Origin of the sequence: Candidatus Enterococcus testudinis (assembly GCF_002140915.1) — a bacterium.
Taxonomy (GTDB): Bacteria; Bacillota; Bacilli; order Lactobacillales; family Enterococcaceae; genus Enterococcus_D; species Enterococcus_D testudinis.
On sequence record NZ_NGKU01000001.1, the window covers coordinates 3,000,946 to 3,021,750 of the forward strand.

A 20,805-nucleotide genomic window follows, 5' to 3' on the forward strand; every position below is an offset into this window, starting at 1 on the left:
TTATAACAAAAAAAGGCCAGCATTCCTCCAAGAATGTTCGCCTCACCCCTTGGCAAACCTGATCCTTGAAACACCGAAATGCTCAACCTTTGTGTCTTCAATTTTTTGATACAATATATATTGTAACAAAAATAATCCCAATCATCAATAGATAAGTGCAATTATTTTCATCTCTCATCACTAGACCACTCTGCACTTCGCCAATCAGCGGCAACATTTACTCTAAACTCTATATATTAACATTCTTTACCCCTAAATTATTCTTTCAAAAGATTCGAAAGAATTGGAGACGACCGATTATATAACCATTGTCTTATCGGATGATCAGAAAAAGATGTGTGAATCTCTGAGAAATCAATCGCCAACCTGCGATTGCGATGGGACACATTGCAGAAAAAATATATTAGCTATAGGATTTATTGGCGTTTTATTAGACCGTAGTTATTTTATACATACTAAAAAGCATCTAATTTCATTGCCCATATTTTCCGGTTTAGCCACCTCACAAATGTTACTTAATACGACTATAACAGATGATAAGTCACATTTAAAAAAGCTATAGAAAAAAATCGCTAAAAGAAAAAAGATTTTCTCTTAGAGCCTCTAAGGATAGAGCAATTTTATCGAATGTGACAGAATCTGATTGTGTCACTTTCGCTCTTACTCGCTTGGCCTATCATCGTCGCCAGAAAAACCAACATTTTTATTTGGTCCATAAAATCGTTTCTTTGGAAAATGGTCAGGGAAATTGTTCTCAGTTTCATATTGAGAAATTATTCCAAGAAAAAGCCTGCGGTAAAGATACCCAGCGACCTGAGTTTCAAAAATACTAACTTATATTCGCAAATGTGATTGTGTCATCGTTGCATCATTGAACCGTTTAGGCAGAGATTATGAAGACGTAAAAATACAGTTGCTTTTAAAGTAGCATTAAAAATACTGGTCGCACAGTTTTTGGATTTCAACACTGGAAATGAACTCCTGGACACAGCTATGTTTGACATGTTTTTATCACTACTGAGTTATATTGTACAAAATGAGCGTGAAAAGATCCGCAAAGACGATTAGTTAATAAAACGGTGGTAGACATGTTAAAGCAAGGAGTTCCAGTTACAGAGATTGCCAAAGAAAATGGACTCTCTCAACCAACCATATATATAATAAAGAAGGCGAATGATTTGTAGATTTCATACTACATTCATTCGCTTTTCTGTCGTGCATTTTCGTTTCTATGTTCCTTGTACCCCCATTAAGGTAATTTTATAACTAACTCTGTTTCTTTATCGAAAAAATTCCCTTTATTCAAATCAAATGCCAAATCTACAGAGGATCCCGGTTCATGGAAGTTTCTCGCATCCACTTTGGCAACGAATTCAGTATCACCGATAACAGAATTAAGCATTGTTTCTGCTCCTAATAATTCTGAAACAACTACTTGAGCACGGACTGTTGATTGAGGTGCGGCATCAAGAGCAATTTGCTCGCCATGGATGTCTTCTGGACGAATCCCAAATATCACTTCTTTTCCTTCATAGCCTTTTTCTTTTAATACTTTATTCTTCCCATCAGGTATCCGCAACTTTAAGCCATGATGATTCGTCAGCACCCCATCTTTCAATGTTACGTGAAAGAAGTTCATTGTTGGCGAACCAATAAAGCCTGCCACGAAAATATTCACGGGCGTGTTATAGACTTCTTGCGGTGAACCGACTTGCTGGATCACGCCGTCTTTCATGATGACGATCCGGTCGGCCATGGTCATTGCTTCGGTCTGGTCATGGGTCACGTAAATCGTTGTCGTCTCTAACCGTTGATGCAATTTGGCGATCTCGGCACGCATCGAGACTCTCAACTTAGCATCCAAATTCGACAATGGCTCATCCATCAAAAATACTCGTGCGTCACGGACAATCGCTCTTCCAAGAGCAACACGCTATCTTTGTCCACCGGATAGCGCCGCTGGTTTTCGATACAAATAGTCTGAAAGACCTAATATTTCGGCAGCGTTTTCGACTCGTTTCGCGGTTTCACTTTTATCGTATTTACGAAGCTTTAAGCCAAACGCCATGTTATCAAAAACGGTCATATGGGGGTAAAGCGCATAATTCTGAAAAACCATGGCGATGTCTCGGTCTTTGGGAACTACATCATTCATCCGCTGACCATCAATCGTAAAATCTCCCTCCGAGATATCTTCTAACCCGGCGATCATGCGCAAGGTTGTGGATTTCCCGCAACCTGATGGACCAACAAATACAATAAATTCTTTGTCCTTGATCTCTAAATCAAAATCAGTCACTGAATACGTTTCTGCATTGTCGTATTTCTTATGAATATGTTTTAAACTTAGTTCTGTCATATGTGTTCACCCATTTCTTTCCTATCAAGAATGCAGCTGCTGCTCTTTTGCTAATGCCAGACACCCGTACGTTCCCGCGTTGTCTCCTAATTTCGGAAGCACAAGGTATTGATCTAGTTCTGGTACCTCCACGTAATCCTTCAACAGTTCTTTAAAGGCTGACTTCATTTTCTCTAACAGTTGGCGTTGCTTCATGACACCTCCACCAAAAATAATGACATCAGGTGAAAGCATTAGTGTCGTATTGTAGGCACATTGCGCAAGGTAATAGGCTTCCAGCTCCCATTGCACATCTTTTTCACTCAAATCCTGTCCCTTTTTCCCAGCTCGCTTTTCGATCGCTGGACCAGAGGCCATGCCCTCTAAGCAATTTTTGTGGAACGGACAATTTCCTTCGTATGTGTCCGCTGAATGTCGGTTCACCAGCATATGCCCCATTTCTGGATGGCTGAAGCCTTCGATAAAGCGGCCGTATTGCAGTGCGCCGCCCCCGATGCCGGTTCCGATCGTATAATAAACGATGCTTGATCGTCCCTTTCCATTCCCAAAAACAGATTCTCCATAAGCGGCCGCGTTCACGTCAGTGGTCCAAGAAACCGGTATAGGAAAAGCCTTCTTCACTGTTCCCACAAAGTCAAACTGCTGCCAGTCCAATTTTGGTGTAGAAGTGATGTAGCCATAAGTTGGCGATTCATACTGAATATCAATGGGACCGAATGAACCGATACCTATTCCTTTCAGCGTTTCTTTATATGGCGAGAAAAATTCGAGGACAGCTTTCATGGTTTCTTCAGGCTTCGTGGTGGGGAAGCTGTCCCGCTTCACGATCTCTAAGTTATCCGTTGCTACTGCACAGACAAATTTCGTTCCTCCTGCTTCGATACTTCCAAACATTTTTCATCTATCCCTTCACAGATCTCTTGATCAATTGTTTTCCATTCAGTTCTGTTACTACCACCTGTTTGAGCCGCCCTTTTTCGCTGCAGCTGAAGGAAAAGTCGCGAGCTAGCGTGCCTTCGAAAAAGCTATTTACGCTTAACACCGTTCCTTCGTCCTCATCAAAGACTTCTATAGCATATAGATCTAGCAGAATCTTGAGGGTCTTGCTTCTGCTGGAAAGCGGCAGCGTGATATCCTTTCTTCCCAAAGGATTCCCCTCAGAATGGTAAAGTAGGTGTTCCTCAATGGTGAACGTGTCTGTCTGTCCTGTTCGTTTATCCTTAAACACCAGCGTTATCGGTGTTTCTCCTGCTTCCAGCGACAATTCAATGAGCGTAGGCTTTTGAATCGTGGAAACGGACTTTTGGTATCCATCGGTTTGTGTATCATAAATGACCGTCTCTGCCGCTTTCAATTGCGAGATTTCCTTTGATAATAAAGCGTGCAGCCGATCGCCTTTTCGTATGACTTTTCTTGGTATGCTCATCGCACCACACCAGCTATTTTCTGTTAATTCACCGAATCCGTTCCACTCATACATCCATTCCCAACCGTTTTGCCAGCCGATAACATACCGTTCCCCCTCTGGTGTTAGAAAGGTCTGAGGCGCATAAAAATCAACGCCATAATCAAGAATGCCCCTCGATTCTACTTGGAATCGCCCCTTTTCGTAATCCAGGCGACCAATCAGATAACTCGAATATTCACCTTTTATTCCTACTGGTGAAAAGGTCAATACGTCCTTGCCATCTAATTCGTAAAAATCTGGACATTCCAGCATCCACGCATTGGGTTCTTCAAAGGCGACCCCCATCAGTGTCCACTCTAAAAGATTCTCTGATCGGTAGAGAACCAACTTCCCAACGTTATCTTGACTAACACCGACAAGCATGTAGAAGGTATGATCTTTTTGCCACACTTTAGGATCTCTAAAATGAGGATTCTCCTTTCCGAGAGAATCGTTTTGAAGGATGGGGTTGTTTTCGTATTTTGAAAAAAGCCTGCCGTCTTCGCTCATTGCGACGCATTGCTTTTGGACCAATTGCCCTGCCGCATTTTTCGCTACGGCTGTATAGAATAGATAAAGCGTGCCTTCGTGTTCTATCGCTGTTCCCGAAAAGCACCCGCCTTCCGTGCTATCTTCGTATACCTCAGAAGGTGCCAAAGCAATCGGCAGCTCCTGCCAAGTGATTAGATCGTGGCTTACCGCGTGGCCCCAATACATTTGATGCCATTTTGTTTGGTAGGGGTGGTATTGATAAAACAGATGATATTCTCCTTTGAAGAAAATCAGTCCATTTGGATCATTCATCCATCCTAATGACGGTGTGAAGTGGAGGATCGGCTGGTGAGAGCTTCTCACGGCCAACGCTCTATTGGTTTCGATATATTGATTTGCTTTGTTCTCCATAAGCTATCCTTTCGTCGCGCCAGCAGTCATGCCCGAAGTCACCCATTTATTCAGCGAGAAGTAAATCAAGATTGGTGGCAAAATGGCGATCGATATCGCCGCGTAGGTCGCGCCCCAATCCACATTTCCAAACGCGCCCACGTAATCCTTTAAGCCCATGGTGATGGTTTTTGCAGAAGAATCGCTGATAAATGTATTGGCAAATATGAAGTCGTTCCAGATCAAAATACTGTACATTGAAGCGATCGTGATCATCGTATTTCTCGCCAACGGTGCGACGATTTGTAAAAAGACCCGATACGGTGAACAGCCGTCTACGATCCCGGCCTCAATCAGTTCATCAGGAACAAAACTGTAAAAATTGACAAACATCATGACAGAGAGCGGCAATGCAAAGCCGACTTGCGGCAGGACCATCGCCATACTGGTATTTAAGATCCCGATTTTGCTATAAAAAATGAACAGTGGAATCAGTGTGATTTGAACAGGCACCATGATGCCGAACATAAAAAATGAATAGATTTTTTTGCTGTGTTTATAGTGAAATTTTGATAACGCGAAGCCGATCGTTGCACTTAATACGAGGATCAGCACCAGCGAGATCATGGTGATCTTCAAACTGTTCCACATATAACCGCCTATGACACCGTCTCCCAGCACATTTTTATAATTCTCAAATGTCACAGCTTTCGGCAATGAGAATGGCGTCGTCGATAGTTCTACGGAATCTTTCAAGCTTGCAATGAACAGCCAGATCACAGGGTAGATCTGTATGATCAAAAAAACGATCAATAAAAGGATAAACAAGTACTTTATTGCCTTCTCTTTCATTACGCCACACGCCCTTCCTTGTTATTTTTTCGTTTACTTAATGCCAGCGCCTGCTTCGCTGCCTTTTTCTGCGCCTTCACATCGTAATTTTCAAATATTTTTCTTAGAATAAAGATGATCAAGACACTTTCTATAATGATAAAGACGGCCAAGGCGCTCCCATATCCATACTGGTTATTGGTAAAGGCCTGTTTGTACATATATGTGGACATTAATTCGCTTGCATTCCCTGGACCGCCGTTTGTCAGCAAGTAAGGAATATCAAACCCTCTCAGAGCACCTGTCAAGCACATCGTAAAGGTGAGCAGCAGAATGTCTTTGATCATGGGAATCTTGATTTTGAAGAGGATTTGCAGTTCTGTAGCACCATCGATTTTCGCTGCTTCATACACCGATTCATCTAATGAGACGAGGGCTGCATAAAAGATGACCATGTACATTCCGATGAAGCGCCAGCCTTCGGGAATCGAGACGGCACCTAGCACCGTATTCAAATTCGTCAACCAAGAAGTCGTCAGTCCTCCTAACCCTACTGCCGATAACATCTGATTCAGCAAGCCTTCTGGCTGTGTTGAATAAATACTTCTGAAGAGTTGCGCGATGGCGACTGTCGTAACGATACATGGAACATAATAGAGCGTCTTGACTAAATTCGCCCGTTTTTTCAAGTACGTCAACAGTACCGCAAATAGTAACCCAATCGACAATTGAATAATGACAACAATCACTAAATAAATTAAATTATTGATTAATGCTTTATAAAACACCGGGTCTTGAAAAAGCCGCTTGTAATTATCCAACCCAACAAATTGTTGCGGAGTGATGCCGTTCCATTTAATAAAACTTAAACGAAGCGACTCCGTGATTGGATAAAAAACAGAAAGCAGATAGAACAGCAAGCCAGGCATCAGAAAAACGAAAAATGCTTTCTTATCACGTAAAACACCCATATTTTCCCCTCCATTATTGATCTGTGACGTTCACTTTGATCGAATCATCGATCATTTTGACAAAATCTTGAATTTTCATGTCTCCCGATCCTACAAGCAGCAAGTTGTCCTGAACGATCGTATTCGTTGAAGAATCCAGATAGGTATCCCATGGCTTCATAAATTGCTCCCCGGTATTGTCCATATCTTTTCGGATTCTCAAGTACAAACTTGAATAATCGACATCTTTTGGCAACTCCGTTTTAATTGGAGACATCTGCATTTTCTTCGTGTAGATATCTGCATAATGGTTCAGCACATAGAGGAGGAAATCCTTCGTCTTTTCATCGAAAGTTTCTGCGTTGAAGGCCATACCGATTCCAGAGTTTACACAAAATTCATTGGCTGCTGTCACACTGTCCTTCGTTGTCGGCATATAGAAATAATCAATTTCGCCCGCGTCGTATTTCTCCTGCATGGCGCCAATCTCCCAGTCACCGATATAATACATCGCTGATTTTCCATCTAAAAACATGGATTGTGCTGTCGCGTAATCGGTGGCAGAAAACCCTTCATTGAAGTACTGCCCGATCTCTTTTACAAACTTGACTGAATCAACACCCGTTTGACTAGACATTTTTTCTTTTCCTTGACTCAGATTCTCAATAAACTGATTTCCTGTTTGTCTGAAGGCGGGCATCGCCAAATAGCGTTGGACCGGCCAGCGATCGATCCCATCTACAGAGATTGGCGTCACCCCTGCTTCTTTCAGTTTTTTACATGCCGCTAACCACTGATCGAAGGTTTTCGGAACACTGATTCCGTGTTGAGAAAACAATTTTTTGTTGTACCAGATCATTTCGACATGGTATTCCAGTGGGAGAGTGTACATCGAACCATCCGAAAATTCTTGGTATTTTAATGCTGTCGGGTAAAAGTTTTGATAGTAGTCGTTCTTTTGCAGAAATTTTTTCATGTCTACGAGCTTCCCTGCTTTGACAAGCTCTTTTGCGTAAAGGTCTGGATCGGTGTCAATGATATCCGGCATGTTGTTGCCGGCAACCAATGTTTTTAATTTCTGTAAATACGAAGGTCTGTCCGCCGTGGTTTCAAAATCAATTTTCCACTTCCCGCCTTTCTCCTTGCTGTACTGATCGGCGATTTCCCGCATGGTCTCGTCGATTGCCCCGCCGACTGGTCGAGAAGTCAGCCATTTGACCGTCGTAGTGGAGGCATCTTCTTTTTCCCCTCCACAGGCTGTTACCATAAAAAGAACGCCTAAAAGACTAACCAAAACTCCAACTTTTCTTATCATGGAAGAAACAACTCCTATTCTCTTATCTCGATCTCATGCAACACTACTTCCCCTTGAACCACGTAAACCCCTACTTTTTTTCCGCTGTGATTGTATAATCTCGTCGATAATGCAATTTCGTCGTTCATATAGACGACACACATACTTCCTTCTCGCAACACGCGGACACGATAGCGTGACGCTTTCGGCAGAATCCGGCTTGTCTCCACTTGATAGGGAATATCTCCTTTGATCTGCCACTGATACTCGCCCTTTTCAGCTCGCGGCCAGAGATCCCACGCAATCAGCTGTTGTTCCGGTAGCATCCGTAAGAAATAGCCCGTTTCCATCCCTTCATCCACATGAAGGGCAATTCCAAACTCTTTTGCCTTCAAAACATCAAAATCCACTGTCACTGAAAAAGTGTCGGATGGACTATCGAACAGCATGGCTCCTAACGTGTCGCTTGCGACCTTGTTTTTATCATTACTATGATCATTATAAAAGACTGGTGCGGATATCTCCGATTTTTCTTCAAAGAATTCGCCAACCGAATCAATCATCACAGCCTTCAGTTCACCAGTCTGAGGATTTTGGATCAATTCATGGAAAATCATCGTTCCTCCCCAGTCCCAGGGACCAAAGTCCGTCTCTCCTTCTTTTGTCGCGACCCAGCCAAAGGCAATTCTTCTTTCTCCATCTGAAGCTGTTTTGATCGCATAGTTGGCGCGTGTATCAAATACGTCGTCTGCTGGTATGATCCACGGACCCTCTAAGCTTTTTGCGTAACGGTAATGTGTCGTAAAGCGGTCTGAAAATGTTGAAAACACTAAATACCAGTACTCCCCCATCTTAAAGACCTCTGGACACTCCATCGTGATGTACATCTTCGGATCATAGAATGGTTCGCAATATTCCCAAGTCTCCAAATCCTTTGACTTCGACAAAGAGATGCAGCCGCCTCTCAGATCTCCCGCCCCTTGACATCTAGACGCCAACAACATGAAGTAGCATTTCTCCTCCTCCACCCAAAAAACGAAAGGATCGCGCCAGTCAAACTCTTCATAGATCTTCCCGTCAGATGGAAATAAAAAATTCGGGTCTGTCTCGAGCTCGTACAAGCTTTCGCCGACCGCTTTCATGACTAGCTGGACACTCTTTCCATTTACAAAAGGCTTGTTCTCATTAAAAGCAGTATAAAAAGCATGGTACTTACCTTGAGCGTCTTTAATGATTGAACCTGTGTAATTATTGAGGTTGTAGGATTCCTTCGTTCCCCGTTTGATTGCTTCTCCTTGATAATCCACCTGGACAAAGTCTTTGGTTGTCGCCAAATGCCACGTTGTTTCTTCGGCATATTTTCCCTCGATGATTCTTGGATCATGCAGATAATACGCATAAAATGTTCCTTCTTCACAATACGGGATCAAGTCCCCCACCCACGCATTCTCCGGTCGATAAAATAAACTCATTCAACATCTCTCCTAAACTTAATTGATCATTTAACACCCTTAGAATAATTTTGGTAGCGCTTAATCACAAGTGTTTTTCACGTTTTTGTGCATTTTCGTGCAAATAAATATTGCTTTTATGTGCATGCGGTGGGTATACTGCCTGTGGGAGGGTGAAAAATGAAATGTACGATCAATGATATTGCTAAAGAAACCGGGTATTCAAGAAATACTGTTTCAAAGGCGCTCAAGAACGATCCTCAAGTATCTCAGCGAACAACGGAGATCATTATAAGAAAAGCCGAATCCATGGGGTATTTTACGAAGGAAGAACGAACAGAATACAAGATCGATCAGGGAAATATCTTGTTCCTGAATATCAATCATGCAAACGATTCTCAATTTTGGAGCAATGTTTTGACGGGGATCGAAACGATCCTTTCCGAGACGAATTACCAGCTGACGATCGCAACATTATCGAAAGAGGATATCGAGGAAGGGCGTTTGCCCGAAGCGGTCTACAGTTCGAATACGAAAGGCATCATTGTGGTCGAAATGAATTTCCGACCGGTTTGGGACAAGTTATTGGAGACTCACCTTCCGATCGTCACGGTGGATGCGCCAAAAAATCCTAATTATTTGATTGGAAAGTGTGACATTGTTATGATGGAAAATCATTCCAATGTTGAACGGATCACTGAATTACTCATTCAAAAGGGCTTCTCTGATTTTGCCTTTATTGGCGATTTGTATTCACCTAATACAGGCCTTGGCTTTATGGAGCGTTATTATGCCTTTTTCAGTACGCTGAAAAAGCATGAACTGGAAATCAACAGCCATGCTTCGATTCTCAAGGACACAGACACGATTTTCGAGAATTTTGAGAAAATCAAAGAATTGCTCAATTCCATGAAAAAAGTGCCGGATGTCTTCTTGTGCGGAAATGACTGGCTAGCGATCCAATTAATCTACGCCCTACAGGCGCTGGGACACAAAATACCGGACGATGTCAACGTGATCGGATTTGATAATATCCCGAACTCCGAGCGAATTTTACCGGGGTTGACCACCATCGACGCGCCAAAATTTTATTTGGGCAGAAAAGCTGCGCATCTCATTATGGACCGCTTGAGTGAACCTGATATTCCTTATTCGATTTCAAAATATTCTACGAAGCTGATCTTTAGGGAGTCTACTAATTTATAAAAAATAATGTTCTGTTGCAAAGTTTCAAAATAGACAGCGATACTACCCTTTTGACTACGAATTACGCTGCTATCCCCAGTAACCATTTAATTTCTATGCAGACGGAAAAGCCAAAAAGAGACCCTTCATTTCGGCTTTATTTGTAGACTCCTCGAATAGTTTCCATGCCTTAATTGTAGCTAACGCTGTCCGAAGACTTTAATAAAATTTATTCCGTCACTTAATTGGACGATGATCTTGCTCAATCAAGTTATTGAGATACTTCACCGTCCCATGTTGCACCCGACTGTTTCTCAGCAAAAATTTTCTCTGCTCCAAATTTTTTCATCTCTTCAATTTGCCGCTGCTCATTTTGATCTGTCGATGAGACACGAATATATGCAATTTTCAAAAATTCCACCTAATTTCTCAAACTAATTATCATACACCCTAAGCACACACGGGAAAATCAGTAATTTCAATAAAACGTGAGTGTCTAATTTAAGTATAATCTGTTGACCGCTAAATGAAATACTTTCTGACCTAATTAATTGAGCTGCTGAAAGAGCGATTAAATGAGAAATAAAAAAAGGATCAAAAACTTTTAAGTTTCTGACCACATCTTTATTTTGCAAGTTTATTAACATAAAAAAATAGCAATACATATCAATTATAGTATCTAAAAAGAGTGTTGGATTTGAGTCAATATCTTGTTTTCAATATATTGAGGGGTTTTACAATTCTCAACGTCCTCATGGCACACTGGATATGCTTACACCCAATGAATGGAGGATAAATACTTTGATTCTCACTAAATATCTGCTCTTTTTGTGTCTACTTTATTGACATCTATCCATCTTGACCTAATGTTTGTAAAATAGTCATCTTTCCATATAATTTTTCTAAGTGAGCAAATTCTGTTTCGTCATAGAAATAACATTTTCCTTGAGTGAATTCTTTGGCTACTTCCAATACAAAACGTACTGCTCCTGCAATATCAATTTCATGATTGGCTCCTGTGCCACAACCTGGAACTGCTGATTCAGCTGTTAAAGCTAATCCAACTACTGGTGCATTCGTAGCAATGGCTGGTTGTAAGATACTATTGATATGATACACATCGTTTCCATAAGGTGTGATGTCTTGCATCGTAATAGGGAATGTAACGGGTGGTTGACCTGTCGTCATACTCATTAAACGAAGTAAATCATCTGAGATTCGTAAAATATAGCCTTCTTTTACTGTTGGCGAAATAGCAAAACCACGATGATTAATCACGTTATTGCCTTTTGTTGCATCAATCGAGATAATCGCATCCATTTCTGGTAGAATCTCGTATTCATTCATATCGGACATTTCTACAGGAGAACCCATAAAATCCACAGGCTCATGTGGTTGAGTCGGTGCATCTGGACAAATATGCGTCGTCACGATAATATCACCGGCTAATTGATTGCCTTTTTGATACATGTCCGTCAATTTTAATGCTGAAGCTAAAGCGCCAATAGCTCCGTCGGCATCAGAAACTAATCCAATTCGGCTAGGATGGGCGGCAATACCACCTAATCGACCAATAATTCCTAACGTTGGAGCGGTTCCACCTGTACTTTTTCCATTGGAACCTTCAATGAAGATCTTTACAAAGTCCGTTGACCCTTCTGCTCCTTGCAAAGTTGTGCTAGTAGCAGTAATTCCTTTAATTCCTTGAAACGCCTGCAACGCCTTTTCTCCAGTAATTTTAGGATCATCTAATAAATCAATGATTTCCATCACTTGTTTTAACATATTACTCCTCCTTTTGTATGAATACAACCTGATTTAAAATGTATGTTGAACATATTCAAATAATAATTCGTTACTTTGATATACCGGTAGTCCGGTTACCTGAATCACAAATTCACTCATGTATCGACTATAGCCCATACAATCTAGAATAATTGCTTCAGCACCAGCTTTTTGCAAATAATTTCCTGCCTTTGCAAATGTATCTTCTGAAAAGTCATAAGGTGAAGCGGCTGCAAAAATCGGATTTAATTGATTGGTTTGCCATTTCTTCCCTGATGCTTCTATTTGAAGTGCAAGTGGAAGCATTACTCCCAGCTGTTGTTTGCCAAATTTTTGCTGAATATACGGTAATAGAATCCGCTCGGGTTCAACTAAAATAGCTTTTTTAGTGGTTAGATTTTCAAACTCAGCAGTACACAATACAACAATCACATCGACTCCTTGAGTTTCCAAATCGTCAATTTTTTGTTGCATTCGTGCTTGTACTTTTTCTTTTGACATGCGAATACTCTCGTCATTACAAAAGGTGCTAACAACTACTTCTTCATTGCCTTGTGGAGACAATAGCTTCTCTGCTTTGGTCATTGTTAAGCCATTTAGCAACCCGTCTTGTTTGACGTTTGCAGACTTTTGAAAAAAAGCAGCAAACGAATCAGCGATATCCAAACGTGGTGCTTCACCGATTGTGACAAATACAATTTTTTTCATCGAATCGCTTCCTTATGCTTTTTTGATGACGTCTTGAATATACGGTAAAATTTCAATGCCCAAGGTTTGTTCAATCCGTTCATAACCAGAAGCTTCATACATACCCGCTCCTAAAGCCAATTTTTGGTAAGGTACTTGCAGAACAAAAATTTCTTGCTCTGCTTTTAATTCAGCTGTAGTAATCGGCAAGCCTGTTGCTTGGTCAAAAGACATCAATAAATCAGGGAATGTGCTGGCACGTTCGCCATTTTTATCTAATGCCATATATTCGTTCCAGATATACAAGACATAGTCATCCTCTTGATCTTGAACCGTGCATATCCCTACATCTAAACCACCTGATATAGTTAGTTCAAAGTCTTGCACCTTACCTTGGCATACGACTGTTCCACCAAGATAATTAGCAGCATTTTCTACTTTTTCCAATGGTGTCGTTCCCTGTAAAAAAGCATTTCCTACTTCATAAGATTGCGTTAAGGTATTCAACGCGGCATTTTTTAAAATAAATTCTTTACTAACAGGATTTCTCGCAACAACGACTAATCCCCCAGCTTCAACTGCTGCTTTTCGAACTAATGTCGATGTGGCATTAACTGAACCTTGTGTGACTAATTGGATTGCTTTATTAGTTGCAGGATCTCCACCAACAGCTGATTGCTGAGTTACATATCCTGGTGTTTCAGCTAATCCCATTGCCCCCATAGTTCCCAGTGGATGTGCTCGTCCATTGCAAGAGGCATCCACCATTGGTATTCCTTTCAAAGCGGATGGAATAAAAGCATTAAAACTAGAGCCGCCACCCATTTCATTGGTAATTAAAGCATCCACTTTAAGCCCATAATTTTTTTCTAAGAGCTCTACGATTTCTACATAATTTTCTACAACGACATATTGTTCAGTTGCCGAAGGAGCTCCTACAGCGGAAATTGTCAACACTGTGGCATTTTCTGTCAAGTCTTCCACAGCAATCACTTTTGGTCTACGTCCATCCGCTAAAGAACTTTGTGCATTTTCAATTCCGTGGTCCATGCCACCACCACCACCACCGCCTAAAATCAGACCACCAATGGCAAGTGCTTCAATTTTTGATTCATCTATTTTTAAAACCATGTCAACCTCCTACTTACTTTGTGTTATGGTAATTCATTTTTCAATCGATTAACTTCTTAATCGATTTAGGCAAACAATCTTAAATCCCAATACTATCTAAATATTCTTGTTCTGCTGGTTCAACTACAGGAATTGATTTTAATAATTTTTTCGTATAGGTTTCTTGGGCGTGGTAAAAAATTTCTTCCACATTGCCTTGCTCAACTAAATTTCCTATTTGCATGACAATGACATCATCAGAAAAATTTTTCACCAAGGCTAAGTCATGAGTGATAAACAAATACGAAAGCTGATATTTTTCCTGCAATTCTTCTAATAAACGAATAATTTTTGCTTGTACAGAAACATCTAATGCAGATGTTGGTTCATCTAAAATAATCAATTCAGAATCTAAAGCAATCGCTCGCGCAATTCCCACCCGTTGCTTTTGTCCTCCACTTAACATATGAGGGTACCGATCTAAAAAGTTCAAGGGTAATTCTACCACTTGAATCAATTCTCTGACTTTTGCTAATCGTTGCTTTGCATCTCCATATTTATGCACAAGTAAAGGTTCTTCGATAATTTGACGAATAGTCTTACTTGGATTTAAAGAAGATGTGGGATCCTGATGAACCATTTGTATTTGTTTATGAAAGGCTTTGATAGCCTCTTTTCCTTTAATTTGGCTAATATCGGTTCCATTGAAAAGAATTTTTCCAGCCGTAATGCTCTCAAAACGCATAATCATTTTTGCTAATGTCGTTTTGCCACTTCCAGACTCGCCTACCACCGCCAACGTCGAACCACGTTTCATAATAAAGGAGATGTCATTCACAGCATGAACGATTTCCTTTTCTCCACGATTTTTCGTTTTGACGATAAATTCTTTTTTCAATCCTTGAACTTCTAAAATTGGTTGATTATCCATTAGCTTGTCTCCTTTCCTAAACAAGTTTTGGCAACGCCGCTAATAAATTTTTCGTATAGGTTTCTTTTGGTCGTAAGAAGACATCTTCTGTATTGCCTTCTTCGACAACTTTTCCATACTGCATGACGTAAGTTCGTTCACCCATTTCTTTAGCGACACCCAAATTATGTGTAATGTACAACATCGAGATTCCTTCTTCTTTGACTAAACGCTGTAATTCTTTATTGATACTATTTTGAACCGTTACATCTAAAGCTGTCCCTGGTTCATCAGCAATTAATAGCTTAGGTGTATGGATGAGTGCAAGCGCAATCACTATACGTTGGCGCATCCCACCACTAAGTTCAAAAGGATAACGTTCCAGTAGCCCTTCTGGATCAGGCAAACTCATTTTATGCAGTAACTCAATTGCTCGTTCTCGAGCTGCTTTTTTTTCTTCATTTGAAGGTTTACCAAACCAACGGCGGGCGCGTTTTTTCCCTTGATACAAATAAACATTCAGCATCTGCTCTCCAATGGTAAATACAGGATTTAATGCTGTCATTGGATCTTGAAAAACCATCGAAATTTCTTTTCCTCGAATCTCACGCCAATCTTTTTTCTTATTTTTCAACAAATCTTTTCCTTTATAAAGGATACTGCCACCTGTATAGAGTGTTGGTGGCGTTTTAAGTAATCCTAAAATGGAACGAACTGTAATTGTTTTGCCACTGCCAGATTCTCCAACAATTGTGACCAATTCGCCAGGTTTTAATGAAATGTTGATATTGTGTAATGTTGGCACCTCTTCTGGTCCATTTTTAAAACTTATTGATAAGTTTTTGATTTCTAATAAATTCTCTGTTGTCATTCTTTACTCCCCCTTAGTCTACTCTTACGTCGAAGAAGTCTCTTAATCCATCGCCTAAAAGGTTGAATCCTAGTACTGTTACTAAAATAGCTAAACCAGGAAATGTTGTTTGCCACCACATTGTCGGCAAATAAACTCGTCCTTCAGCCACCATTGTTCCCCATTCAGGAGCGGGTGGTTGTGCACCTAACCCTAAAAACCCTAAACTTGCACCAGTCAGAATAACAAATCCAATATCTGTAGAAGCTTTAACAATAATTGTAGATAAACAGTTTGGTAAAATTTCAATAAAAGCGATGCGCCATTTACTAGCACCAATTCCTTCTGAAGCTAAAATAAATTGTTCATTTTTTATCTTTAACGTTTCCGCTTGAACTAATCGTGTAAACCATGGCCACCAACCAAAAGAGATAGCTACCATTGAGTTAAATAAAGAGGGTTCCATAATCGCTGCCACAGCCATCGCTAAGATAATTGATGGAATTGATAAAAAAATATCTGTCAAACGCATAATGACAGAATTAACTTTTCCACCCCAAAATCCAGCAATTAAGCCTAAAGGAACGCCAATCCCAATCGCCACAGTTAAAACAACCACACCCATGATTAAAGAATAACGTGCACCAAACAACACACGACTAAAATTATCTCTTCCTGCTTCATCTGTCCCAAAAATATATTGACTACTAGGCGGTTGATTCATTAATGAAAAATCAATCGAACCAGTGACATCGCTTGGATGGGGAGCGATAAAATCTGCAAAAATTGCGGCAAAGACTACTAATGCTACAATAATCAATCCAACAAGCGTCAATTTATTTTTTAGGAGTTTCCGGATTTTCCCAGGAGCTTTTCTTTCTTTTACATTTGCTTCCATATGAACCTCCTATAGTTTTTTCATTTATTAAGCATCTAATTTAATTTTCGGATCAAAGAATCCATAAAGTAAATCAACAATCACATTAATCAAGACGAAGAATAAACCGATGACCAATGTCACACCAATGATGGCATTGTAATCTTTATACAAGATTCCTTGAATCGCATATTGTGCCATTCCTGGCCAACCGAAAACAGCTTCTACAAGAAATGCATTCCCAATCAATGATCCAAATTGCATCCCAACTGTTGTCAATACCGAGATGAACGCATTTTTCAACATATATCGTTGATACACTAGATTTTCTGGCAAGCCATAAGATTCCGCTGCTAACACATAATCTTTGTTCATTTGATCGATCATATTTGTACGTGTCATTCGAATAATTTGAGCAGCAGTTGCAATCGATAAAGCAATAGCAGGTAATAAAATATGAATAAAACTATCTGTGAAACCTGCAAAATTCCCTGTAAGCAAACTATCTAACAAACGTAAGCCTGTAATTGACTCAACCGCAACATTTCCTCGACCGATAACTGGAAAAATACCTAACCAATAAGAAAAAATCAATTGCAATAAAATTGCTAGCCAAAAACGTGGCAACGCAATTCCTGATAAAGAGACAATACGAATAATGTGGTCAGAAATTTTATTGTTCTTCACCGCAGAATAAATACCTAAAGGAATTCCTACTGCTACTGAAATAATCATTGAGACTAAAGATAATTCAAAAGTCGCTGGAAAGGTATCTTTAATATCCAACCAAACGTTACGACCAGAGCGTAAAGACAACCCCATATATCCGACAAATAATCCTTTAATGTAATTAAAAAATTGTACCGGCAGTGGATCATGTAACCCTAATTGATTTTCCATTGCCACAATCTGTTCTTGCGTTGCTTCAGGCCCTAACGCCAAACGAACAGAATCTCCGGGCATAATTCTTGATAATAAAAAGATAAGCAAAATCAATCCTAGTATTGTTGGAATTAAGCCAAGAATTCTTTTTCCTATAAATCGTCCCATCTAATCTGCTCCTCCCATAGTAGTGAAAAGAAAGGGAGACAGAATTCTTTTATCATAGGTAACTGATAAAAAACCTTTCTGTCTCAACTTTCTTATTTCATGCTCAAATTGTAAAAGGCAATATCATAACCCATCAATCCAACAAAAGTATAACCATCAACATAATTTGCATAAGCAATATTATGTGTAGGATTCGCTACATAAATTGATGGTGCTTTTGCTGTAATAATTTCTTGCGCTTTCTTATATAGCTCAAGTTGTTCATCTACATCAATCTCTTTTCTTGCTTCATCCAAAATATTTGTCGTTTCTTCATCATCATACCAGCTCATTGTACGGAAGCTCCCTTGTGTAGAAGGATGATAAATGCCATAAGTGTGGCTATCTACATGAGGGTATTTCAATGAATCAGAAATTAAAGTTAAGTTTGGTGTTTTTTCAGCCGAAGTAGCCGCTTCAGTAATTTGTGGCCATGTTGCATTTACAATATTTACTTTAATCCCAATTTTCGATAAATTATCTGATACCAATTGACCAAATTGACGTTGCTCTGGATTTTCACCCATAATCATAAAGTCTACTGAAATATCTTGTCCTGCATATTTAGAAGCAGCTAAATATTCTTTCGCTTGTTCTAAGTCTTGTTTGAAAACCGTCACATCAGGATTGTTTCCAGTAACAACGATTGGAACTGGACCTACTGCTTGTGTTGAATCACCTAAAATATCCTTGTTCGCTGAATCATAATCAAATGCTGCTGCGATTGCTTTACGAACATTCTCATCATCAGTTGGTGCTTTTTGCATATTCATTGGAATATGTTGAAGTTTTGCACTTGGATCTTTTTGAACAACTAGTTTGTCATTGTTTTCAAATTCTTTATAGGCTGAAACATTCAACCATTGATGAACCATGTCCGCTTGTCCAGAAACAAGCAATGTTTTAACAGTTGCTTCTTCTGTAATAATTTTCATTTGAACATCTTTGAATTGATTGTCCTTCCAACCTTTCCAATAATCTTCATACGCTTTATAATCGATTTGTGATTCACGATCCCATTTTGCCAATGTATAAGGTCCTGAACCAGCCTCATTATTTTCTAAATAAGCTTGTCCATAATCATCACCTGTTGTATTTTCTTCCAACAGTTTACTATCCACAATAAATAATTGTGTCATTGAAGAGATAAATGGCGCATATGCATTGTTTAAGGTAAATTCAACGGTATAATCATCAATTTTTTTCACATTTTCAGCATCTAATACATTGTTCCACAACCAAGAATTTCCTTGACCTACCGCTAACATACGTTGCATTGTGTACACTACATCATCGGCTGTAAATGGATTTCCTGAATGGAAGGTTACATCATCTCTTAATTTCACCGTATATACCAAGCCATCCTCGGATACTTCATATTCTGAAGCTAGATGTGGTACTGGATCCATTTTGCCATTAGCTGTATCGGGATAGAACAAAGGATCATATAAATTGACTGCCGCAATAATTTCTGTTTCATCAATTACTTTTGCAGGATCAATCGACCCTACCACTTGTTGTGCTACATAAACAAATGGACGATCAAGTGTGTTTGTACCCTGACTTGCTTCTGTTCCTGAATCTTTACTGCCACCACACGCCGCCAATAGTGCTGTTGCTGCAAAGCAAAGCATCAATGCTTTAAAATTCTTTTTCATTTGTACTCCCTCTTTCTTTTCTTAAAAATAGATATTGGATCGTTTTAAAATATGCTCAATCTTGCCCTGAGTGACCTTACCTATGTTCAATGCGTCCTGTTGTTTTTCCTCTGAAATTCGATAAAGGGGACCGGAAATGGTTAAAGATGCCCGAACTTCTGAACTTGCATCTCTAATTGGAAAGGCAATAGCACAAACATCTCGTGTATATTCCCCATAAGAAATGGCATAGCCTTGTTTTCTGATTTCTGCCAATTTTTCATAATGGATTTCTTTATCTAAAATCGTCTTTTCTGTATAAGGAAACATTTCTTCTGACAATACTTCTTGAATAAATTCTGGACGCTGATATGCCAAAATCGCTCGATAAGAAGCTCCTGCATATAAAGGTTCTGAACTTCCTTCAAATGCCGTAAATTTGACACCTTGTTGTGAATCGACAGCAATTAAAGTCTTACCTTGACGCTGATTGATAACCGTGAAAAATATCGATTCATCTAACGCATCTCGAAGCTCAATCATACATGGACGCAACTCTTCTTCCACGTTAAACTGTTTATTCACTAAGTTACCTAACTCAATATAGGGAGTTCCTAAACTATATTTTTTCGTTTCAGGATTTTGAACCGCAAAACCTTCTTCTTTCATTGTCTCTAATATTCTAAAAATTTTCGTATGACTTTGATTAAGTTCACGCGCTAGTTCCCTAATACCCCATACCGGTTTTTCAATGGTAAAACATTTCATTACTTGTAATGAAAGCTGTACACTACTTAAAATTTTAGGTCCCTCCCTCATAGTGGTTCTCATAACGAACCGATGTTTCATTTATTTAATTTTCTGAATATTATCACAATTTTCTCATCAAGTAAACCTATTTGATGTGAAAAAACTTTACATTATTTAATATAAACATCATGATTATTTTAAAAACCTAGTTATATCAACATTTCTAATTATAAATTTTTTTAGTAATAATCAGTCCATATATAAAATAGTCAAGCAATTGTCCGCTTTGGTGTTAGTATCAAATCTTAGACAGCTTTTCGTAGAGACAAGAATAAATTAAACTTATCTACGAGAGGATGAATTTTTATGAACCGATATGAAGAAAATTTTAAACAGATGATTGTTGAACTGAATCAAACTGAACGTTCTGTTCGAGGGTTGGCGAAAGAATATGGCTTATCTGAAGCAACGATTTACAAATGGAAGAATTTATATTTACCTAATCAGTCCACGGGACTGACTGGAAAAGAAGTGGCTGAACTGAAAAAAGAAAATGCTCGTTTGAAAGGGGAACTTGAAATCTTAAAAAAAGCCGCAGCCATGTTCTCTCGGAAAACCTAAATTCGCTTGTTCAATTTACTGAAAAATGGTGTAAGGATTACACTGTTTCTTTAGATGGAACTGTCACAACAAATCGGAAGCAATATTTAG

The 20,805-nt window shown here is 39.5% G+C and carries 17 protein-coding genes and 4 pseudogenes; 3 read left to right on the top strand and 18 right to left on the bottom strand.

Features of this window, described 5'->3' with window-relative positions:
• Positions 1-707 precede the first annotated feature (707 nt).
• Positions 708-1,184: pseudogene (locus tag A5886_RS14610) on the top strand (recombinase family protein).
• A gap of 65 nt (positions 1,185-1,249) precedes the next feature.
• Here A5886_RS14610 and A5886_RS14620 read toward each other — a convergent pair.
• The 7 genes and pseudogenes from A5886_RS14620 to A5886_RS14650 all read right to left on the bottom strand — a co-directional run bounded on the left by A5886_RS14620 (position 1,250) and on the right by A5886_RS14650 (position 9,235).
• Positions 1,250-2,359 (bottom strand): annotated as a pseudogene (locus tag A5886_RS14620) (ABC transporter ATP-binding protein).
• A gap of 24 nt (positions 2,360-2,383) precedes the next feature.
• On the bottom strand, positions 2,384-3,253 hold the full coding sequence (locus tag A5886_RS14625) for an ROK family protein (protein WP_086275802.1): 870 nt from the start codon (positions 3,251-3,253) through the stop codon (positions 2,384-2,386).
• A 7-nt stretch (positions 3,254-3,260) separates the two neighbouring features.
• Positions 3,261-4,709, bottom strand: a complete 1,449-nt coding sequence (locus A5886_RS14630; protein WP_086275803.1) for a glycoside hydrolase family 32 protein — start codon at positions 4,707-4,709, stop codon at positions 3,261-3,263.
• Between the two features lie 3 nt (positions 4,710-4,712).
• On the bottom strand, positions 4,713-5,540 hold the full coding sequence (locus A5886_RS14635) for a carbohydrate ABC transporter permease (RefSeq protein WP_086275804.1): 828 nt from the start codon (positions 5,538-5,540) through the stop codon (positions 4,713-4,715).
• Positions 5,540-6,490 carry a carbohydrate ABC transporter permease gene (locus A5886_RS14640; RefSeq protein WP_086275805.1) on the bottom strand — a complete coding sequence of 317 codons (951 nt, stop codon included), beginning with the start codon at positions 6,488-6,490 and terminating at the stop codon, positions 5,540-5,542. The genes A5886_RS14635 and A5886_RS14640 overlap by 1 nt, the downstream gene beginning before the upstream one ends.
• Positions 6,491-6,503: 13 nt before the next feature.
• Positions 6,504-7,784 carry an ABC transporter substrate-binding protein gene (locus tag A5886_RS14645; protein WP_086275806.1) on the bottom strand — a complete coding sequence of 427 codons (1,281 nt, stop codon included), beginning with the start codon at positions 7,782-7,784 and terminating at the stop codon, positions 6,504-6,506.
• 14 nt (positions 7,785-7,798) lie between these two features.
• On the bottom strand, positions 7,799-9,235 hold the full coding sequence (locus A5886_RS14650) for a glycoside hydrolase family protein (protein ID WP_086275807.1): 1,437 nt from the start codon (positions 9,233-9,235) through the stop codon (positions 7,799-7,801).
• A 159-nt stretch (positions 9,236-9,394) separates the two neighbouring features.
• Between A5886_RS14650 and A5886_RS14655 the strand changes: the two genes are divergently transcribed.
• On the top strand, positions 9,395-10,420 hold the full coding sequence (locus tag A5886_RS14655) for a LacI family DNA-binding transcriptional regulator (RefSeq protein WP_086275808.1): 1,026 nt from the start codon (positions 9,395-9,397) through the stop codon (positions 10,418-10,420).
• A gap of 61 nt (positions 10,421-10,481) precedes the next feature.
• Here the strand turns inward: A5886_RS14655 and A5886_RS14660 are convergent.
• The 11 genes and pseudogenes from A5886_RS14660 to A5886_RS14710 all read right to left on the bottom strand — a co-directional run.
• Positions 10,482-10,696, bottom strand: a pseudogene (locus A5886_RS14660) (IS6 family transposase); the annotation flags it as partial.
• Positions 10,695-10,811: pseudogene (locus tag A5886_RS14665) on the bottom strand (recombinase family protein); the annotation flags it as partial. The pseudogenes A5886_RS14660 and A5886_RS14665, both read right to left, overlap by 2 nt.
• A gap of 437 nt (positions 10,812-11,248) precedes the next feature.
• A complete protein-coding gene (locus A5886_RS14670) occupies positions 11,249-12,184 on the bottom strand; it encodes a DUF1177 domain-containing protein (RefSeq protein ID WP_081119598.1) in 936 nt (311 codons plus the stop codon).
• Positions 12,185-12,217: 33 nt separating this feature from the next.
• Positions 12,218-12,892 (bottom strand): AroM family protein, encoded by a 675-nt coding sequence (locus A5886_RS14675; protein ID WP_086275809.1) that lies wholly within the window; start codon positions 12,890-12,892, stop codon positions 12,218-12,220.
• A 12-nt stretch (positions 12,893-12,904) separates the two neighbouring features.
• The gene (locus tag A5886_RS14680) at positions 12,905-14,002 is read right to left on the bottom strand and encodes an S-methyl thiohydantoin desulfurase family protein (RefSeq protein WP_086275810.1); all 1,098 of its coding nucleotides are present in this window, start codon (positions 14,000-14,002) and stop codon (positions 12,905-12,907) included.
• A 79-nt stretch (positions 14,003-14,081) separates the two neighbouring features.
• On the bottom strand, positions 14,082-14,912 hold the full coding sequence (locus A5886_RS14685; RefSeq protein WP_086275811.1) for an ATP-binding cassette domain-containing protein: 831 nt from the start codon (positions 14,910-14,912) through the stop codon (positions 14,082-14,084).
• A gap of 16 nt (positions 14,913-14,928) precedes the next feature.
• Entirely contained in the window at positions 14,929-15,762 is an 834-nt protein-coding gene (locus A5886_RS14690; protein ID WP_086275812.1) for an ABC transporter ATP-binding protein, read from the bottom strand.
• Between the two features lie 13 nt (positions 15,763-15,775).
• Positions 15,776-16,639 (bottom strand): ABC transporter permease, encoded by an 864-nt coding sequence (locus A5886_RS14695; RefSeq protein WP_086275813.1) that lies wholly within the window; start codon positions 16,637-16,639, stop codon positions 15,776-15,778.
• A gap of 27 nt (positions 16,640-16,666) precedes the next feature.
• Positions 16,667-17,668, bottom strand: coding sequence for an ABC transporter permease (locus A5886_RS14700; protein WP_218776646.1), 1,002 nt, complete (start codon positions 17,666-17,668; stop codon positions 16,667-16,669).
• A 92-nt stretch (positions 17,669-17,760) separates the two neighbouring features.
• The gene (locus A5886_RS14705; protein WP_086275814.1) at positions 17,761-19,365 is read right to left on the bottom strand and encodes an ABC transporter substrate-binding protein; all 1,605 of its coding nucleotides are present in this window, start codon (positions 19,363-19,365) and stop codon (positions 17,761-17,763) included.
• A 21-nt stretch (positions 19,366-19,386) separates the two neighbouring features.
• Positions 19,387-20,163, bottom strand: a complete 777-nt coding sequence (locus A5886_RS14710; protein ID WP_218776647.1) for an IclR family transcriptional regulator — start codon at positions 20,161-20,163, stop codon at positions 19,387-19,389.
• Between the two features lie 297 nt (positions 20,164-20,460).
• On the opposite strand from A5886_RS14710, the gene A5886_RS14715 reads away from it, so the two are divergent.
• Complete coding sequence (locus A5886_RS14715) at positions 20,461-20,715, top strand: transposase (protein ID WP_086275816.1); 255 nt, start codon at positions 20,461-20,463, stop codon at positions 20,713-20,715.
• Positions 20,716-20,805 lie beyond the last annotated feature (90 nt).

Excerpts from the sequence above, each read along its gene's own strand:
- A5886_RS14710 (WP_218776647.1), bottom strand. The coding sequence starts at position 20,163 with ATGAGGGAGGGACCTAAAATTTTAAGTAGTGTACAGCTTTCATTACAA.
- A5886_RS14705 (WP_086275814.1), bottom strand. The coding sequence starts at position 19,365 with ATGAAAAAGAATTTTAAAGCATTGATGCTTTGCTTTGCAGCAACAGCA.
- A5886_RS14680 (WP_086275810.1), bottom strand. The coding sequence starts at position 14,002 with ATGGTTTTAAAAATAGATGAATCAAAAATTGAAGCACTTGCCATTGGT.
- A5886_RS14700 (WP_218776646.1), bottom strand. The coding sequence starts at position 17,668 with ATGGGACGATTTATAGGAAAAAGAATTCTTGGCTTAATTCCAACAATA.
- A5886_RS14650 (WP_086275807.1), bottom strand. The coding sequence starts at position 9,235 with ATGAGTTTATTTTATCGACCGGAGAATGCGTGGGTGGGGGACTTGATC.
- A5886_RS14695 (WP_086275813.1), bottom strand. The coding sequence starts at position 16,639 with ATGGAAGCAAATGTAAAAGAAAGAAAAGCTCCTGGGAAAATCCGGAAA.
- A5886_RS14625 (WP_086275802.1), bottom strand. The coding sequence starts at position 3,253 with ATGTTTGGAAGTATCGAAGCAGGAGGAACGAAATTTGTCTGTGCAGTA.
- A5886_RS14690 (WP_086275812.1), bottom strand. The coding sequence starts at position 15,762 with ATGACAACAGAGAATTTATTAGAAATCAAAAACTTATCAATAAGTTTT.
- A5886_RS14630 (WP_086275803.1), bottom strand. The coding sequence starts at position 4,709 with ATGGAGAACAAAGCAAATCAATATATCGAAACCAATAGAGCGTTGGCC.
- A5886_RS14635 (WP_086275804.1), bottom strand. The coding sequence starts at position 5,540 with ATGAAAGAGAAGGCAATAAAGTACTTGTTTATCCTTTTATTGATCGTT.
- A5886_RS14645 (WP_086275806.1), bottom strand. The coding sequence starts at position 7,784 with ATGATAAGAAAAGTTGGAGTTTTGGTTAGTCTTTTAGGCGTTCTTTTT.
- A5886_RS14685 (WP_086275811.1), bottom strand. The coding sequence starts at position 14,912 with ATGGATAATCAACCAATTTTAGAAGTTCAAGGATTGAAAAAAGAATTT.
- A5886_RS14670 (WP_081119598.1), bottom strand. The coding sequence starts at position 12,184 with ATGTTAAAACAAGTGATGGAAATCATTGATTTATTAGATGATCCTAAA.
- A5886_RS14655 (WP_086275808.1), top strand. The coding sequence starts at position 9,395 with ATGAAATGTACGATCAATGATATTGCTAAAGAAACCGGGTATTCAAGA.
- A5886_RS14675 (WP_086275809.1), bottom strand. The coding sequence starts at position 12,892 with ATGAAAAAAATTGTATTTGTCACAATCGGTGAAGCACCACGTTTGGAT.
- A5886_RS14715 (WP_086275816.1), top strand. The coding sequence starts at position 20,461 with ATGAACCGATATGAAGAAAATTTTAAACAGATGATTGTTGAACTGAAT.
- A5886_RS14640 (WP_086275805.1), bottom strand. The coding sequence starts at position 6,490 with ATGGGTGTTTTACGTGATAAGAAAGCATTTTTCGTTTTTCTGATGCCT.